This window comes from Oleiphilus sp. HI0128, assembly GCF_001635365.1.
Window position 1 is genome coordinate 1 of the sequence record NZ_LWGG01000383.1, and the last position, 833, is coordinate 833.

Consider the following 833-nt stretch of genomic DNA (forward strand, 5'->3'; position numbering starts at 1 on the left):
TGTAGTATTATTCTAACTAAACATACTTGGTTTAAAACGGAGCATTACATGCAAGATAATAGACATCCACAAGCTCAGGCGGCTCACACTCAAGGTGATAACCTCGCCAATATTATGGGTGCTAATTCGCAAGCGGCTTTAGGTGCTGATGTTTCATCGGTACTTAAGAACACATACATGCTATTAGGTTTAACGCTGGCCTTTTCAGCTGCCGTTGCCTATATCGCAATGGTTATTAACGCGCCACACCCTGGCATGATCATAACGCTGGTTGGTTTTTACGGTTTACTGTTCGGTATTCACAAAACGGCTAACAGCGGCATGGGTCTTGTACTTACCTTCGCACTGACAGGCTTTATGGGTTATACAATTGGCCCCATCCTTAGCATGTTCATTGGCGCAGGCGCTGGCCACTTAGTTGCTAACGCACTTGGCTTAACCGCATTCGTATTCTTTGGTCTTTCGGCTTATGCCTTGATCACACGTAAAGACTTTAGCTTCTTGGCAGGTACGATTACTGCTGGTTTCTTTGTTCTTTTAGGTGCAATGGTTATTGGTATCTTTACCGATATCGCGGGTTTACAGCTAATGATCTCTGCGGGGTTTGTACTTTTCTCGTCTATGATCATTCTGTATCAAACCAGTGAGATCATTCACGGCGGCGAAACAAACTACGTTCTAGCTACCGTGACACTATTTGTGTCGATCTATAACTTGTTCCTAAGCTTGCTTCAGCTACTCATGGCATTTAGCGGGGACGATTAAGAAATAAGCAACCCTTTAAAGCCATGCCTTGGTCTGTACTAAGCATGGCTTTTTTAGTTTTTAGCCCT

At 43.8% G+C, this 833-nt stretch carries 1 protein-coding gene; it reads left to right on the top strand.

The genetic code is table 11. The features are described from left to right. The first annotated feature begins 114 nt into the window (after positions 1-114). Complete coding sequence (locus A3763_RS04715) at positions 115-765, top strand: Bax inhibitor-1/YccA family protein (protein ID WP_068509429.1); 651 nt, start codon at positions 115-117, stop codon at positions 763-765. Positions 766-833: the final 68 nt, after the last annotated feature.